Below are 19,408 nucleotides of genomic sequence, written 5' to 3'. Positions count from 1 at the left end.
CGATGACACCCGCCACCAGGAGAACCCCCACCCCGATTCGATGACGTCGACGGCGGCTCAGATCCAACTTCCTCGCCCCGAATTTTGCCTTCACCGCAGACAGGTCAGACGAGGTCTTCGACCTCGAGACGAGCGCGGTCGGCCTCCTCGTCGGTGACCTGGAGCTGGGAACGGCGCTCGGCCTCGATGCGGCGCAGGTAGTGGTCGACCTCCTCCTTGGTGCGCGTCTCGTCCCAGCCGAGCTCGTCGGCCATGATCTTGGCGACCCCCGGGGCAGCGCTGACGCCGCGGTCGAAGGTCTCCATCGAGATCCGGGTGCGGCGCTCGAGCACGTCGTCGAGGTGGCGGGCGCCCTCGTTGTTGACGGCGTAGACGACCTCGGCGGCCAGGTAGTCCTCGGCGCCCTCCAGGGGCAGCGCGAGCGGGCGGCGCTCCTGGATGAGGTCGAGCACGTCGTCGATCAGGCCGCCGTGGCGGCCCAGGAGGTGGTCGATCCGGGCGACGTGGAGGCCGGAGCGGCGGGCGAGAAGGACGCGCTGGTTCGAGCGGGTCTCGAAGCCCTCTGCGCCGACGAGTCGGACCTTGTCGGTGATCGAGTCGCGCAGGGTCATGTTGGTGGTCGTACCGAGCGAGTGGGCCGCGGCGTCGACGGCGTCCTTGGCCATCACCCGGTAGGTCGTCAGCTTGCCGCCGGCGATCAGCACGAGGCCCGGCAGCGGCGTGACCACGGTGTGCTCGCGGCTGAGAGCGGCGGTCTGCTCGGACTCGCCGGTCAGGAGCGGGCGGAGCCCGGCGTACACGCCCTCGACGTCCTCCAGGTCGAGCGGCACGCGCAGGATCGCATTGACGTGCTCCAGGACGTACTCGATGTCGGTCTTGGAGGCCGCCGGGTGGGCGAGGTCGTACGTCCACGGGGTGTCGGTGGTGCCGATGATCCAGTGGCGGCCCCACGGGATCACGAAGAGGACCGACTTCTCGGTGCGGACGATGAAGCCGGACTCGGAGCGGATCCGGTCGCGCGGGACGACGAGGTGGATGCCCTTGGACGCCTTGACGTGCAGGGCGCCGCGGCCGCCGACCATGTCCTGGATCTCGTCGGTCCACACCCCGGCGGCGTTGACGACCGTCTTGGCCCGGATGACCAGGTCCTGGTCGTGCTCGAGGTCGCGGGCTCGGACGCCGACGACCCGCTCGCCCTCGCGCAGGAACCCGGTCACCTGGACGCGGGTCGCGATATGGGCGCCGTGGGAGGCCGCGGTGCGGGCGATCGTCATGACCAGGCGGGCGTCGTCGACCTGGGCGTCGTAGTACTGGATCGCGCCGGTGATCGCATCGGTGCGGAAGTCGGGGGCGATCCGGGCGACGCCCCGGCGGGTGAGGTGGCGGTGGCGCGGGAGGCCGGAGTTGCCCATCCCGGAGAGCGGCCCGAAGCTCGCCATCCCGTCGTAGAGCGCGAGGCCGGCGCCGATGTAGGCGCGCTCCCACACCGGGTTGGTCAGCGGGTAGAGGAACGGCACCGGCCGGACCAGGTGCGGGGCCAGGGTGTTGAGCAGCAGACCACGCTCCTGGAGCGCCTCGCGGACCAGCTCGAAGTCGAGCATCTCGAGGTAGCGAAGTCCGCCGTGGACGAGCTTCGAGCTCCGCGAGCTCGTTCCCGAGGCCAGGTCGCGCTGCTCCACCAGCCCCGTGCTCAGGCCTCTGGTGACGGCGTCCAGCGCCACCCCGGCGCCGGTCACACCCCCACCGACGACGAGTACGTCGAGCTCGGTCTCCCCCGCCGCACCGACCATCGTGCCGATCGCGAGGTCGCGGCTGTGTGGACTCAGTGCCCCTGTACGAGTCATACGTTCGAAGTTAACTCACCACGTCGAATTGTCACTTCTGGCGCGCGAGAAATTCACCGGCGCCGCTCGATACGTCACGCAGCCGTCACAGACAGGCGGTCACAGACGCGCGGCGCTGACGAGGGTGGCGAGCCGGTCGGGAGGCATCGGCTCCTCGACGACGACCATCTTGTCGCCGTCGGCGTGGATCATCGGACGTACGCCGTCGGGCTCCGGGGGCGCGGTGGCGATGGCCACGTGGGTGATGCGGTCGCCGGGATCCTGGGCGAAGAAGTAGAGGTCGCCCGGACGGACCTCGTCGAGGTCGATCGTCGCGAGCGCGGCGGCCTGGTCGCGGGCGTCTCGCGGGACACGTACGCCGATGGCCTCCGCGGCTCGGAAGACCAGGCCGGAGCAGTCGATGCCCGCGTCGGTGGTGCCGCCCCAGACGTAGGGGACGCCGAGGAAGCTGCGAGCCTTGCCCAGCAGGGTGGCCACGGGCTCGGCGATGGCAGCTGTCGGCAACCAGCCGGGATAGCCGCGCTCGTCCTTCGTGGAGGCGTGAGAGGGGACCACGACGTACGCCCACTCCCCCTGCCTCTTCAGGACGACGATCTCCTCGCCCGGGACGACCTCCGTCTCGTGCTCGGCGTCGTCGGCGGGCTCGGAGACGACGAAGGTGGGCTGGTTCACGGTGGTCACGAGAGGACTCCTTCGATGCCGAGGCCGGGGGCGTCGGGGAACAGGATGCGGGGGCCGTCGTAGCCGATGCCACCGATATACGGACTGGTCCTCGCCCACCATCCCGCGTCGAGGTCCTGCTCGCCGGGGATGCCGCCCGCCGCGACCAGTGCCGCGGCCGCGCCGATGCCGAGGTGCGACTCCATCATGCAGCCGACGAGCCGGCCGAGGCCGTGCAGCTTCGCGACCTCCAGCAGCTCGACCGCGGGCGTGATCCCGCCGCACTTGGCAAGCTTGACGTTGACCGCATCGGCCGCGCCGGCCCGGATGACGTCGACGAGGTCCTCGAGGTCGAAGACCGACTCGTCGGCCAGGATCTTGTAAGGCTGGTGGCGACGGACGTACGCCATCGCCTCCAGGTCCCGCCTGGCGACCGGCTGCTCGACGAACTCCAGCTCGACATCCTGGTCGGCGAGGGTCGTCAGCACCGCCACCGCCTCGTCCGCCCGCCAGCCGGTGTTGGCGTCGAGCCTGAGTACGCATCCCGGGGCTGCCTCGCGGACCGCGAGCACCCGCTCGGCATCGCCAGCGGCATCGGTCCCGACCTTGATCTTGAGCGTCTTGAACCCGTCTCGCGCTCGGGCGGCCGCTGCCTCCGCCAGCTCGTCGGGGGTGCCTACGGAGAGGGTCATGTCGGTCGTGAGCTGCGTTGGAATACCCGGTTCACCGGGTATTCCTGAGCGCTGTGACGCATGAGACTGCAGATGCTCGACCATGGACACACCGGCCCTCCGGGCGACGAGGTCGTGCAGTGCGATGTCGGCGGCCATCTTGGCCGAGCGGTTGCCGACGACCGCGCCCTGGATCAGACCGGCAGACGACAGCTCGGCGGCGGCACCGACCAGGACATCCGAGATCGGCCCCTCCAGCGCCGCGGCGGACCCCGCGAGCGAGTCGCCGGTGACCTTCCAGACCTGCGGAGCCTCACCCCAGCCGACGCACCCGTCGGAGTCCTCGACGGTCACGACGACGGTCTCGGCGAAGTCGGTACGCCGCAGCGCGGTCACGAACGGGGTGTGCAGCGGCACCCGGACCCGCCGAGTGCGCACCGCGGCGACCCGAGGCACCGTCACAGGGTCGACCACAGATAGCGAGCGACCTCGCTGATCCGGAACTCCGACTCGTCGTCGTCCAGGCCGGTCGTGAGCACGACCATCACCTGCGGTTCACCCTGAGCCGGCCGGATGATCGCCATGTCGTGGCGTACGCCGTCGATCCAGCCGGTCTTGTTGCCGACGACCGCGTCCTCGGGGACGCCGAGCGGGATCGCGTCGCGATACTCCTGGGCGACCAGGATCCCCTCGAGCTCGGCGGTCGACTCGGGCGAGAGCAGCCGGCCGGAGGCGAGCTTGGTGAGCAGCTTGCCCATGTCGTTGGCGGTCACCAGGTTCTGCAGCCCGGCCTCGCGCGCGGGCGCGTCCTCGATCCCCCGCGAGACCGTCGTCATCGGCGTCACGCCCGCGTCGGCGAGCACCGCGGCGACCTCCTCGAGCCCGACCCGCTCGAGCACGAGGTTGACGGCCAGGTTGCCGGAGACGGTCAGGGAGCGGCGTACGAGATCACCCAGCGGCAGCGGCGAGCCGACCGCCGCCCAGGTCTCAGGATCCTGATCCTCCTCCTGCGACATCTCGAACCGCGCACCGACGACGGCGGAGTCGAAGTCGGGATGCACCGTGATCGGCTCATCGAGCGACAGCAGCCCGCGGTCGCGCAGCCGATAGGCGGCGATCGCGACGGGCACCTTCATCAGGCTCGCCGCATAGTGCTGCTGGTTGACGTTCTGCGCCTGCGTCGGGATGCCGTCGAGGCCGCTGAGCCAGGTCGAGACCAAAGGTTCCACGGCTCGAGACTAGTCGGTTCGGTCGAGCTCCTGCCGTACACGGTTCACGTCGTCGATCCAGGTGTCGACGTCCGAGGCACGCGTGGCGTACTCCTCGGCCACGTCGGGCTCGAGCGAGATCCAGAACCGCGAGCTCTGCCCGGCTTCCCAGACGGCGTCGGCGACCTCCTCGGCGGTGAGCGCACCCTCGGCCGACCGGAAACCCGGGAGTCCGGAGGAGCGTTCGAGCATCGCCGTCTTCACGCTGCGCGCGACGATCGCCTGAGCGACGACGCCCTGGTGCCGGTAGGTGGCGGCGAGCCACTCGGCGAAGGCGATCTCGGCATGCTCGGTCGCCGCGTACGACGGGGAGCCGAGCAGCGTGAGGAGACCCGCTGAGGAGGAGGTGACCACGAACCGGCCGGCGCCGCGGGCGACCCACTCCGGCAGCAGCAGCCGCGCTGCGCGTACGTGGGCGAGGACGTTGACCTCGTACGAGGTCATCCAGGCGTGGTCCGAGGCCTCGAGCCCGCGGCCGCGCTCGACTCCCGCGTTGCCGTACCAGGCGTCGATCTTGCCGAGCTCCTCCCGGGCAGCGTCCACCAGCGCCGCGGTGCCGGCGGCCGAGGCGGCGTCCCCGGGGACCGCCAGGGCGCCGATCGAGTCCGCCACGGAGTTGAGCTCGGCGGTCTCGATGTCCGCCACGACGACACGACACCCCTCCGCTGCGAACCGCATGGCCAGGGCTCTCCCGATCCCTCGGGCTGCTCCGGTCACAACCACCCCGCTCCCGGGTGCGAGTACGTTCACGGACCGACCACCTCCAGTGGCGTTAGTGAGGGTTAATCACTGTAACCGAGGCCGGTCCGTGAACGTGCAGCAACCTACTGATCAGTATCCGGTGGTGCCGGATCAGTGCCGATCTACGGGACCCGCACTCACTCCGGGATCCCCGACGAGGGCGGGGCGTCCGAGGCAGCGCTGTCGTCCTCCTCGATGGGGGCGTCGCCGATGTCGGTGACGAGGACCGGCGTGAGCGGCTCCGAGGCACCGTTCTTGATCTCGACCACGCTCATCCCGGAGATGCCCATGTGGGAGTCCTCGGAGAACCGGAAGGGCGCCATCCCGGGTCCTTCGAAGGAGGAACCCTCCTTCTCGATGGTCTCCACGATCGACTCGCGGGTCAGATCCTTGCCGTTGGCCTGCAGCGCCTGGACGAAGGTATAGGCCTGCGACATGCCGTAGATCCGGTAGTTGGTCAGCTTCTCCGAGCCCTTCTTGGAGTACTCGTCCCAGACCTTCTGCCACAGCTTGACCCACTCGTCGTCAGGAGCGTCGACGCCGGGGATGTACTCGGTCGTCATCATCCCGTCCATCAGCTTCACGCCCTGCTCGGCCGGGATCTTGCCCTTGGTCATCGAGGCCAGCAGCCCGCCGACGAGCGCCGGGTCCGAGCCGACGTTCGAGTAGAACCACTTCGACTTGAAGCCGACGCCCTGCGCGGCGATCTGGCTCAGCGCGGTGTAGGACGGCGTGTTGAAGCCGATCACCAGGTCGACGCCCTTGGACTTGAACGAGGACATCTGGGGGGAGAAGTCGGTCGACCCACCCGGCGTGTACTTCTGTACGTCGACGATCTGGGCGTCGAGGAACTGCCGTGCGCCCTTCTCGCCGTCCTCGCCGAAGTCGTCGTCCTGCAGGAAGAGACCGACCTTGGCGTCGGGCATGTTCTCCTTGATGTACTGACCGATGACCTTGCCCTCGATCTCGTAGTCCGGCTGCCAGCCGAACGTCATCGGCGAGCCGGACGGGTTGTCGCCCCACTGCAGCGAGCCGCTGGAGACGAACAGGTCGGGGATGCCGTCGTCGTTGAGGCGCTGGACGACCGCGCGGTGCGTGGGGGTGCCGAGGCCACCGACCATCGCGAAGATCTCGTCCTGCAGGATCATGTCGTTGGTGACCGCGCTGGTGTTGGTCGGGTTGTAGGCGTCGTCCTTGACGACCATCTCGATGTCCCGGCCGTGGACGCCACCGTTGTCGTTGACGTACTCGTAGAACGCCTGGTGGCCGGACGGGATCTCCGAGTAGCCGGGCGCGGCCGGCCCCGTCAGCGGGAAGTGCGCACCGACCTTGATCGAGGTGTCGGTGACACCGACCGCCGACCCGTCCTCGGAAGGCCTCTCCTTCCCCGCGCCACAGGCCGCGAGGAGGGAGGCAGTGGTGAGGACACAGACGACCTGTACGGCTCTGCGTGCAGTGGTTCTCATGTTGTCTTCTCCTTGGTTGACCCGAGAGTTGAGCGCGCTAGGAAGGTGCGCAGGCTGCCGACGATCCCTGCCGGAGCGAGGAGGATGACGAGCATCAGCACCAGTCCGTAGACCACCGGGGTGACCTCCGCGGCCTGGGTTGCGCTGAGCCCGACCGACTCCCCGAGATCGGTGGCGAAGTGAGGAAGAAAGGCGAGTACGCCGGCCCCGATGAGCGCTCCGGTCAGGCTGCCGAGCCCGCCCAGGACGACAGCGGCCAGGAGCGTCAGAGAGAGCGTGATCGTGAACGCGCCCGGCGCCGTGAGACGTACGTTCATGGCCATCAGGCCGCCGGCCAGCCCGGCAGCCATGGCGCTGACGGTGAAGGCGACCACGCGGGCACGGCCCAGGTGGATGCCGGCCAGCTCGGCGGAGACGTCGTCGTCCCGCACCGCCCGCCAGCGCCGACCGACCCGCGAGCGGCTCAGGTTGGCGAGCGCCACGAAGGTGATCGCGAGGAGCAGCCAGCCGAGGTAGGCGAGGAAGGAGTACTGGTCGATCTCCACCGCGGTGAAGAACCAGACCAGGTCCTGGATCCAGGCCGGGAGGTCGGTCGCGCGGGGAACCGGCACCTGGAGCCCCTGCTCACCGCCGAGGACCTCCCACTGGTTGGCCAACCGGGGCACCGCCACGGCCAGCGTCAGGGTCGCGCCGGCGATGTAGGGCCCGTGCAGCCGCGCCGCCGGGACCCCGACCACCACCCCGACCACAGCACAGACCGCGATCGCGACGAGCAGGGCGACGAAGACGTCGGCCAGGGTCTCGCCGCCGGTGCGCTCGAGCACCTGGGTGGCGGCGTACGCCCCGACGGCCATGAGTGCGCCGTGGCCCAGCGAGAGCTGGCCGGAGAGACCGGTCAGGAGGGTGAGCCCGCCGGCGGCGATGGCGAAGTAGGCCATCTCGGCGTAGCGGGTCTGCAGGTACTGGCTGGAGCTGCCGATGACCGCCATCGCCACCACGAAGGCGACCAGGGCCGCGACGAGGTGACGTGCCAGCGGCACCGAGGTCACCGGACGGACGAGTGAGCGCAGACGTTCCATGGGTCAGACCCTCCTGGCCGCAGCCGCCGCGAAGAGGCCGCTGGGACGTACCAGCAGCACCACCATCAAGATCCCGAGCGCGACCAGCGGCGCCAGGTGCTCACCGACGTAGCCGGTGACGTAGGAGAGCGAGAGGCCGAGGATCAGGCCGCCGATCACCGACCCGAGCGGCGAGTCGAGGCCGCCCAGCACGGCGGCGATGAAGCCGTAGATCACGAACGGGTCCATGAAGGCCGGGTTCACCAGGTCGCCGCCGGCGATGAGCATCCCGGCCACCGCGCCGACGGCCGCGGCGAGCGCCCAGCCGAGGGTGAGCATGCGGCCGACGCGTACGCCCAGGAGCCGGGACACCTCGCCGTTGAACGCGGACGCCCGCATCCGCAGCCCCAGGTCGGTGAAGCGGAAGAGGACCACGAGCCCGGCCATCACGACGGCGACCACGACGATCGTGAGGATGCCGAACGGGGTGATCCCGATCGAGGTGTCCCCGACGTTGATCGCGTTGGTGCTGACCGGGGCCGGGAAGCCGCGGTGCTGGACGCCGAAGGTGATCGCGGTCAAGCCGTGGAGCACCATGAACAGCCCGAGGGTGAGGATCACCGCGTTGAGCTCGGCCTTGCCCTCGACCGGGCGGATGATCACCCGCTCGATCACGGCGCCGAGCCCGAACCCGGCGGCGATCGCGGCCAGGAAGGCGACCCAGTAGGGCACGTCGGCGTTGATCAGCGAGAGCGCGATGTAGGTGGTGACCATGGCCATCGCCGCCTGGGCGAAGTTGACGATCCGGGTGGAGCGCCAGATCAGGCACAGGGCCAGCGCGAACGCGGCGTAGACCGCGCCCAGGACCAGCCCGCCGAGGGTGGTGTCGAGAAACTGCTGCATGTCTGCTCCTCAGAACCCGAGATAGGCGTGGCGGAGTTGCTCGTCGGCGGCCAGCTCGGCAGCGGGCGCCGAGGCGACGACCTTGCCGAGGTTGAGCACGACTCCGTGGTCAGCGATGGACAGGGCACTGCGGGCGTTCTGCTCGACCAGGACGACGGTGAGCTCCTCGGTCTGCACCAGCCCGCGGAGCAGGTCGAAGATCTGGGCCACCACCCGGGGCGCGAGCCCCAGGGACGGCTCGTCGAGCAGGAGCACGGTCGGTCGCGCCATCAGCGCGCGCCCGATGACGAGCATCTGCCGCTCACCGCCCGAGAGCATGTGAGCGGTGGCCTCGCGGCGCTCGCCCAGGCGCGGGAAGAGCTCGAAGACCCGCTCGACCGGCATCGGCTCGGAGCCGGTCGCGCGGTGCAGGCCGCCGAGCCGGAGGTTCTCGGTGACGGTCAGCTCGGCGATCACGCCGCGTCCCTCCGGGACGTGGGAGAGGCCGTACGAGGTCAGCTTCTCGGTCGCGGTGCGCGTGATGTCCTTGCCGTTCAGCGTCACGGTGCCCTTGCTGGACTTCACCAGGCCGGACACGGTGCGCAGCAGCGTGGTCTTGCCGGCGCCGTTGGCGCCCAGGACGGCGGTGACCTGGCCTCTCGAGGCGGTGAAGGTGACGCCGTTGAGCGCCTTGACGGGTCCGTACGCAGCGCTCAGGTCCTCGACGGCGAACATCAGGCCTCCTCGGCGACGGTCAGTGCGTGGACCTCGGCGGCGTCGTCGTGATCGACCTGGTCACCCAGGTAGGCGGCGAGGACTGCCGGGTCGTTGCGGATCTCGTCGGGCGAGCCGGCGGCGATGACCCGGCCGAAGTCGAGCACCGTGATCCGGTGGCAGACGGACATCACCAGGTCCATGTGGTGCTCGACGAGCATCACGGCGGTGCGTTCGGTCAGGCCGGTGATGATCTCGCCGAGCTCGGTCATCTCCTCGGCGCTCAGCCCGCTGGCGGGCTCGTCGAGGAGCAGCAGCTCGGGCTCGGCCACCAGGGCCCGTGCGAGCGCGACCTTCTTCCGGATCGGGTACGGCAGGCTGCCCGGGTAGCGGGAGGCGTACGACTCGATCCCGAGCTCGCCGAGGACCTCGCGCGCCTTGGCGGCCAGCCGGGCGTCGTCGCGGTGGCCGAGCCCGAGCAGCCCGCGCACGAAGCCGGCGCGGGCGAGTCGGTCCGCGCCGACCATCACGTTGTCGAGCACCGTCATCCGCTCGAAGAGCCCGAGCCCCTGCAGGGTCCGGGCGATGCCGTGGCCGGCGAGCTGGTGCGGGCGGAGGTCGTGGATCGTCTCGCCGCGCAGCCGGAGCTCGCCCTCGGCGGGGCTGACGAAGCCGCACACGACGTTGAACAGTGTGGTCTTGCCGGCACCGTTGGGGCCGATGACGCCGAGCACCTCATGGGGCGCGACCTCCAAGGAGACGTCCTCGAGGGCGCGCACGCCCCCGAACCGGACCGAGACTCCCTCGACCGCGAACAGCGGTGGGTCTTCGCCAGGCATCTGCATCATGCTCCCTTCACCCGTTGTGACGGCTATCACTTTGGACTCTCCGCACAACTGGGGATATGGGCAGTGAGCACAAAATCTTTCGGGCGCTCCGACCGAGATTCCCTGGTTTACTGGCGGATGCGGCAGTGGGCATGGGACGCTCCGCACATGGGTGTGACGAGTGACACAGCTCCCGACGCGGAACTCCGCCCGCTGGTCGAGCGTGCCTGGGCCTCGCTGGTGAGCCAGGCGGACGCGATCGCCGACGACATCACGCTGACCCTGATCGCGATCCAGCCGGAGTGGCACCAGAACGCCGAGCCGTCGGTGCGGGCCGACCTGCGCTCGAGCACGCGGGAGCACGTACGCCGCGGCATCCGGGCCATGGCCGGAATGACCCCGGGAGCCAATCCCGTCGACCTGTGGCGCGAGACCGGCCGGCGGCGGGCGCGGCAGGGCGTACCTCTGGAGTACTGCCTCAACGCCTACACCGTCGGCACCCGGATGCTGTGGGAGGCGATGGTCCACCAGCAGGAGGAGCTCGGGATCGACGACCGGGTGATGGTGCTGGCCGGGCGCCAGGTGTGGACCGACCTGGACGTGCAGAACTCGGTCATGTCGGGGGCCTACCGGAAGGAGGCGGCGCTGCTGCAGCGCCGCGACCTGCAGCTCCAGGGCCGGCTCCTCGACGGGCTCGCCGAGGGTCGCGGCGGCGACCCCGCGTTCGCCGCCGAGGTGCAGGACATCCTCGGGGTCGCCGCCGACGCGCGGATGGCCTGCGTGGTCGCGGCCTTCGACGGCAACCGCGACTCGCCGCTGCGCAACCCCGACGATCGGTTGGAGAAGGCCGGTCTGGTGTCGTTCTGGCACGTACGCGGCGACCACCACTTCGGGCTGGTCCCGTTGGGGTCGCGCCCGGTCGCGGAGGCCGTCGCCGATCTGGTCGACCAGCTCGCCTGCTGCAACTCGGGCCGGGTCGGGATCGCCACCGCCGATGACCTCAGCGGCTTCGGCACCGCCTTCCAGCTGGCCACCCACACGGTGGAGACGGTGCCCCGAGGGCGTACGGACATCGCGGTCGTCGACGACCGTCTGCCGCAGGTGCTGCTGACCGCCTCACCCGCCGTCTCCCACCTGCTCGTACGCCGAACCCTCGGCCCGATCCTGGCGCAGCCGACCCACCAGTCCGACGTACTGCTGGCGACGCTCCGAGCCCTCATCGCGCACGGCGGCTCCCCCACCCACGCCGCCGAGGACCTGATCTGCCACCGCAACACGGTCATCTACCGCATCAAGCAGATCCAGGACCTGACCGCGAAGAGCATCTCCGACCCGCGCGACCGGCTCCTGTTCGCTCTCGCCCTGATGGCACTGGAGAAGTAGCCTCGCCCCCGCTGGTCGAGGGCCACTTCGTTCAGACCCTCGCGCCAGCGAGCGTGTCGAGACCAACACGGTCCCCTCGGCGCTCGATCGGACCGTGTTGGTCTCGACACGCCTCCGCCTAGCGGCTCCGGCGGCTCGACCAGCGGTCTAGATGTCGACGAGGGCCCCCAGACGGTCGCGATGGAGGCCGGGGAGGCCGTACGCGACCTGGTCGGCCTTGGCCCGCTTGAGATAGAGGTGGGCGGGGTGCTCCCACGTCATGCCGATGCCGCCGTGCAGCTGCACCGCCTCCTCGGCCGCCGTGACGGCCAGATCACCGCAGTACGCGGCGGCGACATGGGTCGCGATCTCGGTCTCCTTCGCGTCTCCGAGAGCCAGCGCCCCGGCGGCGTAGCGCGCGGCCGCGCCGGCACTCTCGACGTTGGTGTAGAGGTCGGCGAGCCGGTGCTTGAGCGCCTGGTAGCCACCGACGATCCGGCCGAACTGCCGCCGGACCTTGAGATACTCCACCGTCGTGGTCAGGCACCACTGCGCCACGCCGACCTGCTCGGAGGCCATCAGCGCGGCCCCGGCCAGCAGACCGGAGCGTACGCCCTCGGCACCGTGCTCAGCGGCCACGACCACCTCGCCGGCGGCCGGGTCGAGGGTGACATCGGCGAGCTGGCGGGTCATGTCGAGCGAGCTCACCGGGGCGATCGTCGCCCGGTCCGCGGGGACGGCTCGGATCTCGATGCCGTCGGGAGTCGTCACGGGCACCAGGAGCGTGTCCGCCTCCAGCGCGCCGGCAACCGACCGGATCTCGGTCTCGACCGGCTCCAGGGGCTGGACCGTCGTGGTCGCGAGCGACACGGCCAGGGCTGCGGTGCGGTCCCCCGACGCCAGTCCGGCCAGCAGCTCCGCACCGGCCTCGGTGGGCCCGGCCAGCAGGACCGAGGTGGCGACGACGGAGCTGGTCAGGAACGGCACCGGGGCAACCGCCCGGCCCAGCTCCTCCAGAACCACGGCGGCCTCACGGGCGGATGCCCCAGCACCGCCGTAGGACTCCGGGATCAGCAGCCCCGCGAGCCCGAGCTCGCTGGCGAGCCCCTTCCACAGGACCGGGGTGAGCGAGCTGTCCCCGTCGTACGCCTTGACCACGTCGCCCGGCGAGCAGTGCTCGGCCAGGAACGACCTGACCGTGGACCGCAGGTCGGCGTCGAGCTCGTTGTCGAGCAGTTCGACATCAGGGGTGGGCGCAGTGCTCATCGCGGGATCTCCTTCCAGGAAACGTCCTTGTCGACCCGGTGCTCCCCGGGGAGACCGAGGACTCGCTCGGCCACGATGTTGCGCAGGATCTCCGAGGTGCCGCCCTCGATGGAGTTGCCCTTGGCACGCAGGTAGCGATAGACCGCGTCGCGGCCGCCGAAGTCGACGTGCTCGGGCCGGACCATCGCCCAGCCGTCGCCGTCCTCGTAGCGGAGGCCCTCGTCGCCGCGCAGCTCCAGATCGAGTCCGGTGAGCTGCTGGTTGATCTTGGCGAAGGTCAGCTTCATCGCCGACCCCTCGGGGCCGGGCTGGCCGACGGCCAGCTTCTGCCGCAGCCGTGCTCCGGTCAGTCGGGCCACCTCCGACTCGACCCACAGCCTCAGCAGCCGGTCGCGCAACTCCGGGGTGTGGTTCTCTGGATGCGTACGCCACGACTCGGCGACCACGCCGAGCATCCCGCCCTCGCGGGGCATCGCGGCGCCGCCGATGGCGACCCGCTCGTTGTTGAGAGTGGCGTTGGCGACCTCCCATCCCTGCCCGACCGCGCCGAGGCGGTGGGCGTCGGGGATCCGCACATCGGTCAGGAAGACCTCGTTGAACTCCGCCTCGCCGGTGATCTGGCGCAGCGGCCGCACCTCGACGCCCGGATCGTGCATATCGCACAAGAAGTAGGTCAGACCGCGGTGCTTCGGGACGTCCGGATCCGTGCGGGCGACGAGGATCGCGAAGTCGGCGTTGTGGGCGCCCGAGGTCCACACCTTCTGCCCGTTGACGACCCACTCGTCACCGTCGAGAACGGCCCGGGTCGCCAGGCCGGCGAGGTCGGAGCCGGCGCCGGGCTCGGAGAAGAGCTGACACCAGATCTCCTCGCCGCACCACAGCGGCTCCAGGAAGCGAGACTTCTGCTCCGGGGTGCCGTAGGCCAGGATCGTCGGCGCGGCCATGCCGAGCCCGATCCCGTTGCGTCGCGGGTTGTTGTCGGGGGCGCCGGCCGCCTCGAAGAGGTCGGAGACCAGCGGCTGCAGGGCGCGGGAGGCGCCGAGACCGCCGTGGCCCTCGGGGAACGCGACCCACGCCAGGCCCGCCTGGTAGCGGGCGTGCAGGAAGGCACTCGGCTCGGTCGTCGCGACCGGGTGCTCGGCCAGGAACGCCTCGACCCGGCCCTGCAGCTCCTCGGGAGTCACTGCCGTCCCTCCCGCCGCGCGGCCTGCTTGCGCAGCTCGGCCTTGGCCAGGGCGTTCTTGTGCACCTCGTCGGGGCCGTCGGCGAACCGCAGCGTACGGATGCCGGCGTAGGACTTGGCCAGCGGGAAGTCCTGGGAGAGACCACCGGCCCCGTGGGCCTGGATCGCCTTGTCGAGGATCCACTGGACGGTCGCCGGCGTGGCGATCTTGATCGCCTGGATCTCGGTGTGGGCGCCCTTGTTGCCGACCGTGTCCATCAGCCAGGCGGTCTTGAGGACCAGGAGTCGCAGCTGCTCGATCCGCACCCGCGACTCGGCGATCCAGTCGCGGATCACGCCCTGCTCGGAGAGCGGCTTGCCGAAGGCGACCCGCTCCTCGACCCGGGCACACATCAGCTCGATCGCCCGCTCGGCCAGGCCGATGGAGCGCATGCAGTGGTGGATGCGGCCGGGGCCCAGGCGCGCCTGCGCGATCGCGAACCCCATGCCCTCGGTGCCGATGAGATTGCCCGCTGGGACACGTACGTCGGAGAAGATCAGCTCCGCGTGGCCGCCGTGGTCGTGGTCGTCGTAGCCGAAGACCTCCATGCCGCGCTTGATCGTGAGGCCCGGGGTATCGCGGGGCACCAGGATCATCGACTGCTGCTTGTGGCGCTCGGCGGACGGGTCGGTCTTGCCCATCACGATGAAGATCTTGGCGTTCGGGTTCATCGCGCCGGTGATCCACCACTTGCGGCCGTTGATGACGTACTCGTCGCCGTCGAGCACGATCGAGGTCTCGATGTTGGTCGCGTCGGAGGAGGCGACGGCCGGCTCGGTCATCGCGAAGGCGCTGCGGATCTGCCCGTCCAGGAGCGGCTCCAGCCACTCCTTCTGCTGCGCCTCGTTGCCGAAGTCGTGCAGCACCTCCATGTTGCCGGTGTCGGGCGCGGCGCAGTTGAACGCGGCCGGCGCGAGGTGGCTGCGGCCGGTGATCTCGGCCAGCGGGGCGTACTGCAGGTTGGTCAGGCCCGCCCCGCCCTCACCGGGCAGGAAGAGGTTCCACAGGCCGCGCTTGCGGGCCTCGGCGCGGATCTCGCCGAGGATCGGCACGCTGTCCCAGGCCCACCTGTCCGGCAGCGCCGCGAGCTGCTCCTCGAAGACGGCCTCGTTCGGCTCGACGTACGTCTTCTGGAAGTCCCATACCGAGGCGACGAGCTCCTCGGTCCTGGCGTCGGGTGCGAAATCCATGCGTCACTTCTCCTTCATTGCAGACAGTCCCATGTCCAGGAGCGGGTGGATCCCGTCCCCGATCGTGTCGAAGCCGGGCCCCACGGTCTGGCCCTTGAGGTAGCGGTAGTGGATCCCCTCGAGGATCGCGGCGAGCTTGTAGGCGGCGAGCCCGCGGTAGAAGCCGAACTCGCTCAGGTCACGCGGGCTGGCCGCGTCGTAGCGGGCGATGATCTCGTCCTCGGAGAGCCATCCGGGGGCGTTGCTGACGTCGGTCACGGTGCCGTCACCGGAGACCGAGGCCATCCGCTGATACGTGAGCAGGATCGCCAGGTCGGTGACCGGGTCGCCGAGCGTGGCCATCTCCCAGTCGACGACGGCCCTGATCTGGTCGGCCTCGTCGGTGAGCACGTTGTCGAGGCGGTAGTCACCGTGCACGATCCCCGGCCCGGTCGAGGCGGCCTCGGCAGCACCCACCCGCGCCTCCAGCAGCGCGTGGAGCTCGTCGGCTGCGGGGAGATCGCGGGAGTACGACGCCTCGAGCTGCTTCTTCCAGCGCCGGACCTGCCTGCTCAGGAAGCCCTCGGGGCGGCCGAACTCGCTCAGCCCGACCTCGGCCGGGTCGACCGCGTGCAGCGCGGCCATCACGTCGATGAGCTGCTCCGAGATCGCCTTCGTGCGGTCCGCACCGAGCGGCTCGAGCTCGCGGGCGTAGCGGTAGGGCCGGCCGTCGACCTTCTCCATGACGTAGAACGGCGCCCCGAGCACCTCCTCGTCGTCACAGAACGCGTAGGTGTGCGGCACCGGCACGTCGGTGTCGCGCAGCGCGGTGATCACCGTGTGCTCACGCTTCATGTCGTGCGCGGTGGCGAGGACGTGCCCCAGCGGCGGACGGCGGACGATCCACTCGTGGGTGCCGTCGGAGACGGCGTACGTCAGGTTGGACTTGCCTCCGGAGATGTGGGTGGCGCTCAGGTCGGCGCCGGCGCCGCCGAGGTTCTTGGCCAGCCAGGGACCGAGCCGGTCCAGGTCGAGTCCGGGCAGCGATTCGGTCGTCACGCGGCACCTCCGAGGGTGGGAATCATGCGGGCGAGCGCCGCGCGGGTGCTCGCCGGGTCTGTGTGCAGCAGGGCGTCGAGACCGACCGCCCGGGCGCCGAGGACGTTGGGCTCTGCGTCGTCGATGAAGACGCACTCCTCGGCCGGGAGACCGAGCCTGCTCAGGGTGCGGTCGAAGATCGGCGCCTCCGGCTTCCGCATGGCGACCTCCTCGGAGATCACCACCACCTCGAACAGCGCGTCGACCTGCTTGCGCGGGTAGAAGTTGCCCCAGCTGTTGGAGAGCAGGGCGAGCCGGATGCCGGCGTCGCGGAGCTCCTCGGCCAGCGCGAACATCTCCGGGTTGGGCCGCATCCCGGCGAAGAGCCGGGACAGGACGCCCTCGGGATCGACCGGCTTGCCGTCGTACGTCTCCAACCGAGCGGCCAGGAGCTTGTCGAACTCCTTGACCGAGAGCTCGCCGAGCTCGAGGCGGTGGATCGGGGTGCCGGCGTCGGCGTAGCGGCCCAGCCACTCCTTGAGCACCTTCGTGAAGCTCTCCGGCTTGATGCCGTCAGCCTCCAGCCAGGCCCGGATCGAGTCGCCGATGGGCGTGGTCAGCACCCCGCCGTAGTCGAAGATGACAGCCTTCATGCGACGTACACGACCCGTCCGACGGTGGTGCCGTCGGCAAGGCGCTGTACGCCGTCGGCCACCTCGTCCAGTGGCAGCTCCTCGCTGACCAGCGGCTTGATCGAGCCCTCGGCCGCCATCCGGGTGAGCTCGCGGTGGCACTCGGCGACCAGGTCGGGCGCGAGCGCGTTGTAGAGGCCCCAGTGGAGTCCGACGATCGAGTAGTTCTTGATCAGCGAGTGGTTGAGCGCGGCCTCCTGGATGCGGCCGCCGGCGAAGCCGATGATCAGGATCCGGCCCTCGAAGGCGATGCACTTGGTGGAGCGGTCGTAGGTGTCGCCGCCGACCGGGTCGTAGATCACGTCGGCGCCCTTGCCGCCGGTGACCTCCTTGACGACCTTGACGAAGTCCTCGGTGTGACGGTCGATCACGACATCCGCGCCGAGCTGCTTGGCGACCGCGGCCTTCTCCGGCCCGCCGACGACACCGATCACGGTCGCGCCGGCGGCCTTGCCGAGCTGGATCGCGGCGCTGCCGACCCCGCCCGCGGCGGCGTGCACGAGCAGCGTCTCGCCGGGCTGGATGTGGGCGCGGCGGTGGAGCGCGAACCAGCCGGTCTGGTAGCCGATGTAGAGGCTCGACGCCTCGGCGTCGGTGAGTGCCTCCGGAGCCGGGAACGTGGTCGCGGCGTCCATCAGCGCGAGCTCGCCGAAGCCGCCGTACGGCAGCGACCCGCCGCCGATGACGCGATCTCCGACCTGGAACCCCTCGACGCCGTCGCCGAGCGCGACGACCTCACCGCACAGCTCGACGCCGGCGGTGAACGGCAGCTCGGGCTTGACCTGGTAGAGGCCCCGGCACATGAGTACGTCGGGGAAGTTGGCCGGGCTGGCCAGCACCTTCACGACGAGCTGTCCGGCTCCGGGGGTCGGGTCGGGCACCTCCTCGAGCCGCATCACGTCCTTGGGCTCGCCGAGCGAGCCGATCCGCCACGCCTTCATACCTGTCCTTCCACGTGCTGCCAGAGTCGATTCATCCCGCCGAGCCACTTGTCGGTCTGCGTCGCCCGCGCGGCGTAGTAGTCGCCCACCTCCGGGTGCGGCAGCACCAGGAAGCGGTCATCGGTCGTCGCCTCCCATGCCGCATCGGCGACCTGCTCGGGCGTCAGCGCTCCGTCGCGGCTGAGCAGGCCCGCCATCGGTCCCGATCGCTCGAGCATCCCGGTCTGTACGCCCTGCGGGCAGATCGCCTGCACGACGATTCCGTGGTGGCGGTAGGTCGCCGAGAGCCACTCCGCGAAGGCGACCGCGGCGTGCTTGGTGACCGAGTAGGTCGGCGTACCGACCATCATCAGCAGCCCCGCCGCACTCGCCGTCACCACGAAGCGACCACTCTTCCGCTCGACCCAGTCGGGGACGAGGAGACGCGCGGCCCGGACGTGGGCCATCACGTTGACCTCGTGCGAGGCCTGCCAGTCCTCCTCGGGACAGTCCAGGCCGATGCCGCGGTCGATGCCGGCGTTTCCGTACCACGCGTCGATCTGGCCGAGGTGGTCCTTCGCAGCGTCGACGAGGCGGGCCACGCCCTCGACCGAGGCCGCGTCACCGGCCACCGGGTGCGCGCCGATCTCCTTGGCCGTCTCGGTCAGGCGTACGTCGTCGATGTCGTTGACCACGACGCGGACGCCCTCGGCGACGAGGCGGGCGGCGAGGGCACGGCCGATTCCGCCCGCGGCTCCGGTGACGACGGCGGTGCTGCCTGGGGCCGGGGCCATCAGACGCGTCCGCCGGCGAGGGTGAGGCCGCCGTCGACGGTGACGAGCTGGCCGGTCATCCAGCCGGCGTCCTCGGAGAGGAGGAACGAGGCGACCCCGGCGATGTCCTCGGGGGTGCCGAGGCGCTTGAGCGGGTACGCCGCCGAGACCTCCTGCTCGCGGCCCTCGTAGAGGAGCTCCGCGAACTTGGTCTTCACCACGGCCGGGAGGATCGCGTTGACCCGCACCTTCGGGCCGAGCTCGACCGAGAGCTCCTGGGTGATGTAGCTGAGCATCGCCTTGCTCGCGCCGTACGTCGCGATCAGCGGGGTCGGGGCCAGACCGGCCACCGAGGAGATGTTGACGATCGCGCCGCCGTGCTCGGACATCCACGCCCGCCAGACCTGCTGGGTCCAGCCGATCGGCGAGAGGCAGTTGACCTCGACGGTCTTGCGGGCCGACTCGCGGTCCATGTCGATCAGGCCGCCGGCCTTCGGGTTGATGCCGGCGTTGTTGACCAGCAGATCGGCGCTGCCGAAGGTGTCGATCGCAGCCTTGACGACCTCCTCCTGGTGCGCGGGGTCGTCGGCCTTGCCGGCGACGCCGAGGGCGACCTCTTTGCCCCCGAGCCCCTCGACCGCCTCCGCGAGCGCCTCGGGCTTGCGCGCCGTGATGACGACCTTCGCCCCCTCGTCCACCAGCCGCTGGGCGATGCCCAGACCGATGCCCCGGCTGGCCCCGGTGATGATCGCCGTACGTCCCTCGAACCTCGACATGCTCATTCCCTCGTGTGCTCGGCTAATCTAAGCGCTTGCTTAGGTGGTGACAGCGGTC

General features: G+C 70.3%; 19 protein-coding genes. 1 reads left to right on the top strand and 18 read right to left on the bottom strand.

The genetic code is table 11. The features are described 5' to 3' along the window. Positions 1–104: 104 nt before the first annotated feature. From ABT304_RS16660 to ABT304_RS16615, 10 genes are all read right to left on the bottom strand, one after another. Entirely contained in the window at positions 105–1,844 is a 1,740-nt protein-coding gene (locus tag ABT304_RS16660; RefSeq protein WP_160025303.1) for a glycerol-3-phosphate dehydrogenase/oxidase, read from the bottom strand. Positions 1,845–1,943: 99 nt separating this feature from the next. Further along, positions 1,944–2,525: a C40 family peptidase gene (locus ABT304_RS16655; protein WP_350716719.1), complete on the bottom strand. Its 582-nt coding sequence runs from the start codon at positions 2,523–2,525 to the stop codon at positions 1,944–1,946. After that, positions 2,522–3,631: a dipeptide epimerase gene (locus ABT304_RS16650; RefSeq protein WP_350716717.1), complete on the bottom strand. Its 1,110-nt coding sequence runs from the start codon at positions 3,629–3,631 to the stop codon at positions 2,522–2,524. The genes ABT304_RS16655 and ABT304_RS16650 overlap by 4 nt, the downstream gene beginning before the upstream one ends. Before the next feature lie 2 nt (positions 3,632–3,633). After that, positions 3,634–4,404 carry a serine hydrolase gene (locus ABT304_RS16645; protein WP_160025306.1) on the bottom strand — a complete coding sequence of 257 codons (771 nt, stop codon included), beginning with the start codon at positions 4,402–4,404 and terminating at the stop codon, positions 3,634–3,636. 9 nt (positions 4,405–4,413) lie between these two features. Then, positions 4,414–5,193, bottom strand: a complete 780-nt coding sequence (locus tag ABT304_RS16640) for an SDR family oxidoreductase (RefSeq protein ID WP_350716715.1) — start codon at positions 5,191–5,193, stop codon at positions 4,414–4,416. A gap of 128 nt (positions 5,194–5,321) precedes the next feature. After that, positions 5,322–6,650: an ABC transporter substrate-binding protein gene (locus ABT304_RS16635; RefSeq protein WP_350716713.1), complete on the bottom strand. Its 1,329-nt coding sequence runs from the start codon at positions 6,648–6,650 to the stop codon at positions 5,322–5,324. Beyond that, entirely contained in the window at positions 6,647–7,729 is a 1,083-nt protein-coding gene (locus tag ABT304_RS16630) for a branched-chain amino acid ABC transporter permease (protein WP_350716711.1), read from the bottom strand. The genes ABT304_RS16635 and ABT304_RS16630 overlap by 4 nt, the downstream gene beginning before the upstream one ends. Before the next feature lie 3 nt (positions 7,730–7,732). Further along, positions 7,733–8,611, bottom strand: a complete 879-nt coding sequence (locus ABT304_RS16625) for a branched-chain amino acid ABC transporter permease (RefSeq protein WP_160025310.1) — start codon at positions 8,609–8,611, stop codon at positions 7,733–7,735. Between the two features lie 9 nt (positions 8,612–8,620). Then, a complete protein-coding gene (locus ABT304_RS16620) occupies positions 8,621–9,325 on the bottom strand; it encodes an ABC transporter ATP-binding protein (protein WP_160025311.1) in 705 nt (234 codons plus the stop codon). After that, complete coding sequence (locus ABT304_RS16615; RefSeq protein WP_350716708.1) at positions 9,325–10,143, bottom strand: ABC transporter ATP-binding protein; 819 nt, start codon at positions 10,141–10,143, stop codon at positions 9,325–9,327. The genes ABT304_RS16620 and ABT304_RS16615 overlap by 1 nt, the downstream gene beginning before the upstream one ends. A 156-nt stretch (positions 10,144–10,299) precedes the next feature. Here ABT304_RS16615 and ABT304_RS16610 point away from each other — a divergent pair, with 156 nt between their 5' ends. Beyond that, positions 10,300–11,514, top strand: a complete 1,215-nt coding sequence (locus tag ABT304_RS16610) for a PucR family transcriptional regulator (RefSeq protein ID WP_350716706.1) — start codon at positions 10,300–10,302, stop codon at positions 11,512–11,514. A 147-nt stretch (positions 11,515–11,661) separates the two neighbouring features. On the opposite strand, the gene ABT304_RS16605 is transcribed toward ABT304_RS16610, so the two are convergent. Genes ABT304_RS16605 through ABT304_RS16570 form a run of 8 tightly spaced genes read right to left on the bottom strand, consistent with a single transcriptional unit; the run spans position 11,662 to position 19,350 of the window. Next, on the bottom strand, positions 11,662–12,759 hold the full coding sequence (locus ABT304_RS16605; RefSeq protein ID WP_350716704.1) for an acyl-CoA dehydrogenase family protein: 1,098 nt from the start codon (positions 12,757–12,759) through the stop codon (positions 11,662–11,664). Continuing rightward, complete coding sequence (locus ABT304_RS16600) at positions 12,756–13,943, bottom strand: acyl-CoA dehydrogenase family protein (protein WP_350716702.1); 1,188 nt, start codon at positions 13,941–13,943, stop codon at positions 12,756–12,758. The genes ABT304_RS16605 and ABT304_RS16600 overlap by 4 nt, the downstream gene beginning before the upstream one ends. Further along, the gene (locus ABT304_RS16595) at positions 13,940–15,172 is read right to left on the bottom strand and encodes an acyl-CoA dehydrogenase family protein (protein WP_350716700.1); all 1,233 of its coding nucleotides are present in this window, start codon (positions 15,170–15,172) and stop codon (positions 13,940–13,942) included. Before ABT304_RS16595 ends, ABT304_RS16600 begins: the two co-directional genes overlap by 4 nt. A 3-nt stretch (positions 15,173–15,175) precedes the next feature. Continuing rightward, a complete protein-coding gene (locus tag ABT304_RS16590; RefSeq protein WP_350716698.1) occupies positions 15,176–16,210 on the bottom strand; it encodes a phosphotransferase family protein in 1,035 nt (344 codons plus the stop codon). Further along, positions 16,207–16,842, bottom strand: coding sequence for an HAD family hydrolase (locus ABT304_RS16585; protein WP_350716696.1), 636 nt, complete (start codon positions 16,840–16,842; stop codon positions 16,207–16,209). Before ABT304_RS16585 ends, ABT304_RS16590 begins: the two co-directional genes overlap by 4 nt. Continuing rightward, positions 16,839–17,822, bottom strand: a complete 984-nt coding sequence (locus ABT304_RS16580) for an NADPH:quinone oxidoreductase family protein (RefSeq protein WP_350716694.1) — start codon at positions 17,820–17,822, stop codon at positions 16,839–16,841. Before ABT304_RS16580 ends, ABT304_RS16585 begins: the two co-directional genes overlap by 4 nt. Then, on the bottom strand, positions 17,819–18,595 hold the full coding sequence (locus tag ABT304_RS16575; protein WP_350716692.1) for an SDR family oxidoreductase: 777 nt from the start codon (positions 18,593–18,595) through the stop codon (positions 17,819–17,821). The genes ABT304_RS16580 and ABT304_RS16575 overlap by 4 nt, the downstream gene beginning before the upstream one ends. Then, the gene (locus ABT304_RS16570; RefSeq protein WP_350716690.1) at positions 18,595–19,350 is read right to left on the bottom strand and encodes an SDR family oxidoreductase; all 756 of its coding nucleotides are present in this window, start codon (positions 19,348–19,350) and stop codon (positions 18,595–18,597) included. The genes ABT304_RS16575 and ABT304_RS16570 overlap by 1 nt, the downstream gene beginning before the upstream one ends. Between the last annotated feature and the right edge of the window lie 58 nt (positions 19,351–19,408).

The sequence above is a fragment of the Nocardioides sp. NPDC000445 genome (assembly GCF_040300245.1).
In the GTDB taxonomy this organism is placed as follows: domain Bacteria; phylum Actinomycetota; class Actinomycetes; order Propionibacteriales; family Nocardioidaceae; genus Nocardioides.
This window is presented reverse-complemented; position numbering and strand designations above follow the sequence as displayed.

What these genes read in the sequence shown, in the direction of transcription:
- ABT304_RS16660 (WP_160025303.1), bottom strand. Translation starts at nt 1,844, where the DNA reads ATGACTCGTACAGGGGCACTGAGTCCACACAGCCGCGACCTCGCGATC.
- ABT304_RS16635 (WP_350716713.1), bottom strand. Translation starts at nt 6,650, where the DNA reads ATGAGAACCACTGCACGCAGAGCCGTACAGGTCGTCTGTGTCCTCACC.
- ABT304_RS16630 (WP_350716711.1), bottom strand. Translation starts at nt 7,729, where the DNA reads ATGGAACGTCTGCGCTCACTCGTCCGTCCGGTGACCTCGGTGCCGCTG.
- ABT304_RS16625 (WP_160025310.1), bottom strand. Translation starts at nt 8,611, where the DNA reads ATGCAGCAGTTTCTCGACACCACCCTCGGCGGGCTGGTCCTGGGCGCG.
- ABT304_RS16620 (WP_160025311.1), bottom strand. Translation starts at nt 9,325, where the DNA reads ATGTTCGCCGTCGAGGACCTGAGCGCTGCGTACGGACCCGTCAAGGCG.
- ABT304_RS16615 (WP_350716708.1), bottom strand. Translation starts at nt 10,143, where the DNA reads ATGCCTGGCGAAGACCCACCGCTGTTCGCGGTCGAGGGAGTCTCGGTC.
- ABT304_RS16610 (WP_350716706.1), top strand. Translation starts at nt 10,300, where the DNA reads ATGGGTGTGACGAGTGACACAGCTCCCGACGCGGAACTCCGCCCGCTG.
- ABT304_RS16605 (WP_350716704.1), bottom strand. Translation starts at nt 12,759, where the DNA reads ATGAGCACTGCGCCCACCCCTGATGTCGAACTGCTCGACAACGAGCTC.
- ABT304_RS16595 (WP_350716700.1), bottom strand. Translation starts at nt 15,172, where the DNA reads ATGGATTTCGCACCCGACGCCAGGACCGAGGAGCTCGTCGCCTCGGTA.
- ABT304_RS16585 (WP_350716696.1), bottom strand. Translation starts at nt 16,842, where the DNA reads ATGAAGGCTGTCATCTTCGACTACGGCGGGGTGCTGACCACGCCCATC.
- ABT304_RS16580 (WP_350716694.1), bottom strand. Translation starts at nt 17,822, where the DNA reads ATGAAGGCGTGGCGGATCGGCTCGCTCGGCGAGCCCAAGGACGTGATG.
- ABT304_RS16575 (WP_350716692.1), bottom strand. Translation starts at nt 18,595, where the DNA reads ATGGCCCCGGCCCCAGGCAGCACCGCCGTCGTCACCGGAGCCGCGGGC.
- ABT304_RS16570 (WP_350716690.1), bottom strand. Translation starts at nt 19,350, where the DNA reads ATGTCGAGGTTCGAGGGACGTACGGCGATCATCACCGGGGCCAGCCGG.